Here is a 378-nt window from a genome sequence, read left to right as displayed (position 1 = left end):
AACGCCGAGGCCGAGGAAGGACAGCGTCGACAGGAACAGCACGGCATAGATGAAGCGCAGGCCGAGTTCCGAGACCAGTGGCGAGAGCGCGTTGGGCAGGATCTCGCGGAAGATGATCCAGCCGCTGCCCTCGCCGCGCAGCTTCGCCGCCTCGACATAATCCATGACGTTGATGTCGACGGCCACAGCGCGCGACAGGCGGTAGACGCGGGTCGAGTCGAGGATGCCCATCACCAGGATCAGCGTCACCAGGTTGGACGGCAGCACCGAAAGCACGACGAGGCCCATGATTAGGGTCGGGATCGACATCAGGAGGTCGACGAGGCGCGACAGGATCGTGTCGTACCAGCCGCCGAACACCGCCGCCGAGAAGCCGAG

1 protein-coding gene is annotated in these 378 nt (G+C 64.8%); it reads right to left on the bottom strand.

The window, feature by feature from the left end; genetic code table 11:
• Positions 1-378 (bottom strand): ABC transporter permease subunit (locus EN852_RS36065; protein ID WP_135879704.1); only part of this gene is annotated, 378 nt, incomplete at both ends.

It is taken from the genome of Mesorhizobium sp. M2E.F.Ca.ET.209.01.1.1, from assembly GCF_004010375.2.
Taxonomy (GTDB): domain Bacteria; phylum Pseudomonadota; class Alphaproteobacteria; order Rhizobiales; family Rhizobiaceae; genus Mesorhizobium.
Note: the sequence above shows the minus strand (reverse complement) of the source record. Positions and strands in the feature narration are given on the sequence as shown.